Origin of the sequence: Desulfovibrio sp. (assembly GCF_019424165.1) — a bacterium.
Classification (GTDB): Bacteria; Desulfobacterota; Desulfovibrionia; order Desulfovibrionales; family Desulfovibrionaceae; genus Desulfovibrio.
Genome location: NZ_JAHZAA010000008.1, coordinates 1 through 7,855, shown reverse-complemented (window position 1 = coordinate 7,855; position 7,855 = coordinate 1). Strand labels below are relative to the sequence as shown.

Genomic DNA, 7,855 nt, shown 5'->3' with positions numbered 1-7,855 from the left:
TTCAACTCTTACGGCTGCTTTCTTGAAGGTACGCGCCCCTGCTGGGAAGAAGTCCTCAAGGGCAAAGAGGGCAGGCTCTATACCTTCATGGCCCTGAACAAGCCCGCCAACTGCCCGCCAGTGCGCGGCTTTGATTACGAAGCCCTGTGCCGCCGCTTTGCAAAGGTGCTGCGCATGCGCAAAAACGACTATTCCCGCTACGGCCTGTTTGGCTTTTTGTATACCGAAACCCCCGAAAACCAGCGGGAAGAACTGGACTATATCGCCGGTTCCGATCTGATGGAATTCGCAAGCTTCTGACAACAGGAGGCTGCCTGTGCTGCACCTGGAAATTGAAACAACATGCCGTTGCGACATGCGCGACATCACAACACAGCTACGCAGCCTGGTGCGACGCAATTCTATTGAAAAGGGCTGGCGCAACGGTGTGCTGGCCCTTTTCTGCCCACACACCACCTGCGGCCTGACAGTCAACGAAGGGGCAGACCCCGACGTGCGCCGCGACATGCTGACCTTTTTCAGCGACCTTGTGCCGCGCCACGGCGACTACCATCACGCAGAGGGCAACAGCGACGCCCACATAAAGGCCACACTGCACGGGCCATCCCTGACGCTCTTTGTGGAAAACGGCGAGCTGTGCCTCGGCACCTGGCAGTCTGTGTACCTGTGCGAAGGCGATGGCCCGCGCCGTCGCACCGTCTGGCTGCAATGGCTTGCCGGGCAGGCAGAATAGGCACAACAACCAGACTGCGCTTGCCTACCCGCGCTGCCCGCGCCTGCCTTCACCAGCCTGCCGCCATACCGTATCTGCGCCAAAGGGGCGTGCTCCCGGCGGCACGGTGTTACGGCAACCGGGGAGCAATGCGAAAAAAAGGCCGCCGGGGCAAGCCCTGTGCCGCCACCGCGGCCCCGGATGCGGCATGAGCTTCCGGCCTTGCCGGAAGCGGGGCCTGTGGGGTAAAACAGCCCACACCCTTTGACCAGCCCCGCCGGGCCACCCGCCATGATCATTCACATCGATATGGACGCTTTTTTTGCCTCTGTGGAGCAGATGGACAACCCCGACCTGCGGGGCCGCCCGGTTATTGTGGGCGGCAGCAGCGACAGGGGCGTGGTTTCCACCTGTTCCTACGAAGCCCGCGCCTTTGGCGTACACTCGGCCATGCCTATGGTTGTGGCGCGCCGCCTGTGTCCGCAAGCCGCAATAGTGCGGGGGCGCTACCAGCGTTATACCGAGCTTTCCCACGCCATCATGTCTGCCCTGAAAGACTTTTCGCCCCTTGTGGAGCCAGCCAGCGTGGATGAGGCCTACATGGACGCCACAGGTCTTGAACGGCTTTTTGGCCCGCTGGAAGAGCTTGTGGCTGCCATCAAGGCCCGTGTCGTGGATGTGACCGGAGGGCTGACCTGCTCTGTGGGTGCGGCCCCGGTAAAATTTCTTGCCAAGATATGCTCGGACATAAACAAGCCCGACGGCGTGTTTATTCTGCGGCAGGAAGAAATGGACGTCTTCCTGTGCGCCCTGCCTGTGGGCAAGATACCCGGCGTCGGCAAACGCACGGTACAGAACCTTCAGGACCTCGGCGTCAGAACCGTAGGCCAGCTGCGCCGCTTCAGCCCGGATTTTATGGAACGCCGTTTCGGCAAATGGGGGCTTGCGCTCTATGAACGGGCGCAAGGGCGCGACAGCCGCAAGGTGGAAACAGAGCGCGAGGCCAAGAGCGAAAGCGCGGAATGCACCTTTGCCGAGGACACGCGGGACAGGGATTTTTTACAGCGCATGCTCATGGCCCACGCCGAGCGCGTGGGCAGCTCCCTGCGGCGGCACGGCTACCGGGGGCGCACCATCACCCTGAAGGTAAAGTTTTGCGACTTCAGGCAGATCACGCGCTCCCGCACGCTGGAACAACCCGTCAATGCTACGGAAACCATTTTTGAAACAGGCTGCCGCCTGCTGGCCGAACTGCCCCTGCCGCAGCCCGTGCGCCTTATCGGCCTTGGCGTGTCGGGCTTTGACGCGCCCCCCGGGCAGCTTTTCCTGCCCGGCACAGGCAAGGCCGCAGGGCAGAAGCTTGACCCGCAGGTGGAAGCCAAAAGGCAGAAGCTTGACGCCGCGCTGGACAGCCTGCGCGAAAAATTCGGCAAACAGGCTGTCCAGCGCGGGCGGCTGTTTACTCTGGCCCGCCAGCAGGATGCGCCGGAGCGCGTCAACAACGGCAAGGGTGATGGTGTGGAACAGCCACCAGAAGACGGTGGCAGGAACAATCAGGGCAGAACGCCGTAAGACATTTCGCGGAAAGCGGACAGCAGCACAAGAAGCCCGCCCGTCGCGCAGGCGGGCAAAGTGACGACAGCAGGCCGTGCAAACGCCAAAGGAATCTAGCTGCCTTCCGGGTCACCCATCTTGCAGATGACATCAAACTCTTCCCTGCTCACGGGCATAACCGAGAGCCTGGACCCCTTGCGCAGAAGCTCCATGCCAAACAGCGCGGGAACCATGCGCATGGCCTTGAGCGGCACGGGATTGGCAAATTTTTTAACAAAGCGGACGTCCACAGCGAACCAGAGCGGTTTTTCCGGGGTAGACCTGGGATCAAAGTGTTCGTCTTCCGGCTCCCAGGCTGTGGGATCCGGGTATCCGGCCCTGACCACGCGGGCCACACCAACCGCCGAAGGCGCGGTTACGCTGTGGTAAAAAATGATCATGTCGCCCACGGCCATCTGATCGCGAAGGAAATTGCGCGCCTGAAAATTGCGCACGCCGCCCCAACTGGTGACCTGATCAGGCTCCGCCGCGAGATCGTCAATCGAATAGCAGCCCGGTTCCGACTTCAGCAGCCAATACTTTTTTTCCATAAAAAATCTCCAGACCACAAGCTTGGGGCAACGGACCCGGCACGGCAGCAGGCTTTTCCGCCAGCGTCGGCCCGCGCGTCCACGGCTTCAGTAGCGTGTATTCCCGCAAGGGATTTCAGGCTCTCTTGACCCTGCAATGGCGACCGGGGCAAAACATCAGGATTGCCGCCGCTTGAACATTTTTTCCAGCTCAGGGCCGTCCCAGCGCAGCACGCAGGGGCGTCCGTGGGGGCAGTACTCCCTGTCCGGAGCTGCAAGCCACTGGCGCAGCAGCCCGGCGGCCTCATCGTCCGTAAGGCGCTGTCCGGCCTTGATGGCCGCCTTGCAGGACATGGAAATAAACATGCCCGCCAGATCGTCCTTGCGCCCGGCCAGCGCTTCACGCAGAAAATCCCTGGCCTCGGCCCGTGAAAGCACGGGCGGCATGCCCCTGACCTCTAGCCCCGCACCGGAACTTTCAAATACAAAACCCAGGGATTCCAGGTTTTCCCGCAATTCAAACAGGCGCTCGCGTTCTGCCGGGTGCAGCGGCAGTTCCAGCGGCAAGGCCAGCAACTGCCCGGACCCGGCAAAGCCGCCCCTGCGCATGCGGGTATAGAGTATACGCTCATGGGCCGCGTGCTGATCCAGCAAAATCAGGGCGCCGCCCATGTCGCGCAGCACCAGATAGGTATTTGCCACCTGGCCCAGGTATTCCATATTTTCAACGCGCAGAGGCTGGCGGTTTACCCCATGCGCGGCAGGCATCTCCACCGGGGCATCCGCCGTATGGGCCACACCGGCGGCATATGTGCCGCTGTCTTCCGCCATGCGACCGCAGGCGCTGTCTTCCGGTTCCAGAAAAAAGCCTTCCGGCGTGGTCGCGGCCAGCCCGGCGCTGCCCGCAGGGTCAGACGAAGAAAAAGAAGGCGCACCAAAAGCGGGCGCAGCAGAAGCGCCATCCGGGCCAGACAGGCCAAACGGTGCGGACGAGCCGGGCCGGTCGGAAAAACCCGGCAAAGTGCCGTGGGCGGCATGCCCGGCCTCTTCTCCCGGCGATCCGGCGGGCGCGCTCACATGCCATTCGCCTTGATCAACGGCACTGTCCCGTTCCTGCCGCTCCACAAGCGGGGGATTGTCCAGCCGCCCCCAGAAACCCTGCGGACGTGGTGCGGCACCCGCCGGATCCCCCGGGCCATACGCCATATCAGGCGAACCGAAAGTGCCAGACGGACCAGACACGGGGACACCAGGCACGGGCGGACCGGAAACGGAAGAAGCGGCCTGACCATACACGTTGCCCCCGGCGGCAGGCGTTGCCCCTTCGTGCCAGGCGGCCTCGGCCACGTCAAACGACGTTACAAGCGCGCCCTGCACGGCGTGCAGCACAGCGGAAAATACGGCGGATTCGTCCCTGAACCGCACCTCGCTCTTGGCCGGGTGTACGTTCACATCCACCTCGGCCGGGTCCATCTCAACAAAAAGGACAATCTGCGGGTAATCCCTGCTGGTCATGCGCCCCTTGTAGGCTTCGCGCACGGCGGCCAGCAGGCGCTTGTCCGTCACCGAGCGGCCGTTGACATACAAAAGGATGCGGTCGCCGCGCGGCTGGCTCACATTGGGCAGGGCCGCCAGACCATGCGCGCGGATGCCGTGCCGCCGCCCGTCAAAGGGGCGCAGGGCATCCACGATAAGGCGCGGCCACAACACGGCAAGGCGCTCGGCAAGGGTTTGCCCCGGCAGAAAACGCAGGGCCTCCCTCTCGCCGGAATACAGGCAAAAACCCACCTGCGGGCGCGTCAGGGCCAGACGGGCCAGCCAGTCCTGGGCGCGCCTGAACTCTGTGGAGGGGGTCTTTAAAAACTTCAGTCGAGCTGGTATGTTGGAAAAAAGATCACGCACCTCCACCAGCGTCCCCTTGTGCAGGGCCGCCGGGCCGGAGCTTTTGAGCAGGCCATGTTCCACCTCTACCCGGTGTGCCGCGGCCTGTTCCGCAGCGTCCTGGCTGGCCGAGGTAATGGTAAAGCGCGATACCGAAGCGATGCTCGGCAGGGCCTCGCCCCGGAAGCCGTAAGAGAGGATGCGCTCAAGGTCCTCCAGGCAGCGTATTTTGCTGGTGGCGTGGCGTGTGACGGCCAGCTCCAGGTCTTCCGCAGGAATGCCCCGGCCATCATCCTGAACACTGATACGGCTTTGCCCGCCGTTTTCAAGGCGAACATCAATCTGTCCAGCCTGGGCATCCAGGCTGTTTTCCACCAGTTCTTTCAACACGCTGGCGGGCCGTTCAACCACCTCGCCAGCGGCGATCTGATTGCGCAGCTCGGGCGGCAGCAGGCGTATATGACTATTTTTTTCAGACATGATTTCAGTGTATGCGCCCATGTGCGGCATGGCAAGCGGCGGCGCGGGCCGGGAAAAAACACCCCCGCAAGGCGCCGCAGGGCTTGCCTTGCCGCCAGAGGTGCTTATGTATGGAAGGCAAGGCTTAAAAGGCGCGACGCCAAAAACACGCAAGTAAACGCAGCGCGCCGGATGCTGAGGGAGGAAACAATGCACGACAACATCATGAAAGCCATTGCCGAACCCTTGCGCGGCCCCTTGTCACCCAAGGGCTATGACCCTGAACTCCTGTATGTGGAATGCGGCCGTTGCGGTTCGCCTGTCATGTGGGAACAGGGCAAGGCTACGGATATTCTCGGAGTAGCGGGCATCGACCCGCTGGAGCTGGATTCATCCTGCCTGCTGGTTACAGATGCCTGCCCCCTTTGTGGCGGCAAGGGGCATTACACAGTCCAGATTTTTCGCGTCAGCGGCGATATGCAAACGCGCCGCCCGCCCTATTTCGGCAATGCGTAGACTGCGGCGGGATACCCCACCCGCCCGATCCCAGGCCGCCGGTTCATGTGCCCGGCGGCCTTTTTGTTTTTTATGGCAGGAGCTTCTGTGGCAGACGGGGCTTTTCAAACATCTGGGCCGGGCTGCCGGCGCCGGTGCTTCTGACGCGTCTTTCTGATTTTTCTTCTTGTTTCTCAAAAAACGGCCAGTTGCGCAAAGCAGATACCAAGGACAGGCCGGTTCTACCGGCACGGCGGCCTTTCACCACCAGCAAGGGCGGCGGCCCGTCCGCGCGCCATATCCATCTGATACGTCTTTGGCCGGACCCCAAAAAACCTGTCAAAAGCAGCGCTGAAATGCCCCACGCTGGTATAGCCTACGGCCCAGGCCGCCTGACTTACGTTAACCTCGCCCCCTGCCAGCAGGCTGCCTGCTCTTTTCATGCGCTCTTCATGCAGGCAACGGAAAGGGGCCTTGCCATACACCGCGTGAAAACCGGCCTTGAGCTTGGTCAGATTCATGCCCACCATGCCCGACAAAACCGGCAGCGAGGGCGGAGCGGCCATATTGGCGCAAAGGATGTGGCGGGCCTCGCGAATGCGGGCAACCTCATTGGCGCTGAACGCGGCCTGCTCCGCCGCTTTGCGGCAGTTGCCGCACTCCTGCCCGAGATGTTCCACAATCTCGGCCAGAAGTTCCAGAGCCTTGCCCCGCAAAAACAGGGCCAGCGCAGGGCCGCTCTTGGAGCACGAAAAAAACTGCGTCAGCAGCACTTTGATGGCCGGGCTGAGCCTGGCCCGCTCGCAGGCGGGTAATGACCGGCAAAGGACATGCCCTTCATCCAGCCCCAGTACCGTTTTCAGCCGGCTTGCTTCCATCGATATGCCAAGCATCTTGACTGTTTTTTGCCCGCAGATGTGAAAACTCCCCTCCGATCCGGGCATGTAAAAGGTAATGCCGCTTTCGGGCGGGGCCTCCATCACGCGCGCGGCGCCGGCCGACGGCATGTATGCCCCTTCGCCGCTGAGCACAAAGGCAAACTCCAGCCGGTCACGCTGGGTAACGGGCATGACAATGTCCCTGGGCGAATAAAAATCCAGCATGTCCAGGCTTACGCCGGACAAAACCTCCAAGCCGAAAATATTGCGCCCTGGCGGCAAGGCAAAAACTGTTTCCTGTCCGCAGGCATAGGGGCAAGCCATGGCTATATCTCCACCGGTACATTTTTAGAAATTAAAATTCAATTTCATTTACATGTCAATACAGACACTTGGCCCCGGAGCGGCCTCAAAAACGCTTTATGCTGTTTGTTCGCGACCTTGTGGAGCAAAAAAAGAACCTGCCGGGGAAGATTTTTCAACCTCTGCCGCCTACAACTATGCCCATCAGTAAACAAAGCCGACGGGCATATCCTGCCCGCGGGGTCCGGGGGTTGATGTATGACACGATTTTTTATGGGCAAACCGGGGGCTGCTTTTCTTTTAACGGCATTGCTGGCGTTTTTTGCCAACTCCGCCGCCAGAGCGGAACCTGAAGGGCAGAATCCGCTACAGTTGGATTCCATCATGGTTACCGCGCAAAAGGTCAAGACAGACAAACAGGACGTGCCTTCCACCATTTCTGTATTTGACAGCCAGACCATGCAGGATCTGAACCTGAACAGTCTTGAGCAGCTCAGCGCTCTTGCGCCGAACATCGGCTTTTCAAAAATTGACGAGCACATGACGCAGGTTGTTTTTCGCGGTGTGGGCGGCATGTCCAACATGAACAAGATGTGGAACATCAACGTGGATGGCGTGGCCCTGCCCTATGTGGGCATTGATACCGGCCTTGACGTTGACCGCGTGGAAATAATGCGCGGCAGCCAGGGAGCGCTGTACGGCCGCAACACCCACGCCGGGGCCATAAACATCATCACCAGAGATCCCGGTGACTGGCTCAATGCCTACGCCAGGGCAAGCTACGAAAGCTACCACACGTTCAAGGCCCAGGCTGCCGTGGGCAGTCCCATTACTGACGATACCGCATACCGCCTTGCTGTGGGCTATAAGCGCACTGACGGCTACTTTCACAATACGTTTCTGAGCAGGAACGACACCAATAACAGCGAGCAGTTCACCGCGCGGGGCAAGGTGCTTCTGAAAAATGACGATGCGGGCAAGCTGACCCTGAGCATGTACGCCGA

At 60.9% G+C, this 7,855-nt stretch carries 7 protein-coding genes and 1 pseudogene; 5 read left to right on the top strand and 3 right to left on the bottom strand.

Translation table 11 applies throughout. The features are described 5' to 3' along the window. From QZ377_RS04775 to QZ377_RS04765, 3 genes and pseudogenes are all read left to right on the top strand, one after another. Nucleotides 1-300, top strand: a pseudogene (locus tag QZ377_RS04775) (ATP-grasp domain-containing protein); the annotation flags it as partial. Between the two features lie 16 nt (nucleotides 301-316). Then, nucleotides 317-733, top strand: coding sequence for a secondary thiamine-phosphate synthase enzyme YjbQ (locus QZ377_RS04770; protein WP_291440017.1), 417 nt, complete (start codon nucleotides 317-319; stop codon nucleotides 731-733). A gap of 270 nt (nucleotides 734-1,003) precedes the next feature. Beyond that, nucleotides 1,004-2,284: a DNA polymerase IV gene (locus tag QZ377_RS04765; protein ID WP_291440015.1), complete on the top strand. Its 1,281-nt coding sequence runs from the start codon at nucleotides 1,004-1,006 to the stop codon at nucleotides 2,282-2,284. 95 nt (nucleotides 2,285-2,379) lie between these two features. Here the strand turns inward: QZ377_RS04765 and QZ377_RS04760 are convergent, their stop codons facing one another. Together QZ377_RS04760 and mutL are read right to left on the bottom strand one after the other, a co-directional pair. Next, nucleotides 2,380-2,856, bottom strand: a complete 477-nt coding sequence (locus tag QZ377_RS04760) for an EVE domain-containing protein (RefSeq protein ID WP_291440013.1) — start codon at nucleotides 2,854-2,856, stop codon at nucleotides 2,380-2,382. A 156-nt stretch (nucleotides 2,857-3,012) separates the two neighbouring features. Further along, complete coding sequence (gene mutL, locus QZ377_RS04755; protein ID WP_291440011.1) at nucleotides 3,013-5,196, bottom strand: DNA mismatch repair endonuclease MutL; 2,184 nt, start codon at nucleotides 5,194-5,196, stop codon at nucleotides 3,013-3,015. 189 nt (nucleotides 5,197-5,385) lie between these two features. Here mutL and QZ377_RS04750 point away from each other — a divergent pair, with 189 nt between their 5' ends. Beyond that, on the top strand, nucleotides 5,386-5,691 hold the full coding sequence (locus QZ377_RS04750) for a hypothetical protein (protein ID WP_291440009.1): 306 nt from the start codon (nucleotides 5,386-5,388) through the stop codon (nucleotides 5,689-5,691). A 221-nt stretch (nucleotides 5,692-5,912) separates the two neighbouring features. On the opposite strand, the gene QZ377_RS04745 is transcribed toward QZ377_RS04750, so the two are convergent. Next, a complete protein-coding gene (locus tag QZ377_RS04745) occupies nucleotides 5,913-6,872 on the bottom strand; it encodes an AraC family transcriptional regulator (RefSeq protein ID WP_291440007.1) in 960 nt (319 codons plus the stop codon). A gap of 237 nt (nucleotides 6,873-7,109) precedes the next feature. On the opposite strand from QZ377_RS04745, the gene QZ377_RS04740 reads away from it, so the two are divergent. Further along, nucleotides 7,110-7,855 (top strand): TonB-dependent receptor plug domain-containing protein (locus tag QZ377_RS04740; RefSeq protein ID WP_291440004.1); only part of this gene is annotated, 746 nt, incomplete at its 3' end.

Coding starts and splice junctions, on each gene's coding strand:
- QZ377_RS04745 (WP_291440007.1), bottom strand. CDS start 6,872: ATGGCTTGCCCCTATGCCTGCGGACAGGAAACAGTTTTTGCCTTGCCG.
- QZ377_RS04760 (WP_291440013.1), bottom strand. CDS start 2,856: ATGGAAAAAAAGTATTGGCTGCTGAAGTCGGAACCGGGCTGCTATTCG.
- QZ377_RS04765 (WP_291440015.1), top strand. CDS start 1,004: ATGATCATTCACATCGATATGGACGCTTTTTTTGCCTCTGTGGAGCAG.
- QZ377_RS04750 (WP_291440009.1), top strand. CDS start 5,386: ATGCACGACAACATCATGAAAGCCATTGCCGAACCCTTGCGCGGCCCC.
- mutL (WP_291440011.1), bottom strand. CDS start 5,196: ATGTCTGAAAAAAATAGTCATATACGCCTGCTGCCGCCCGAGCTGCGC.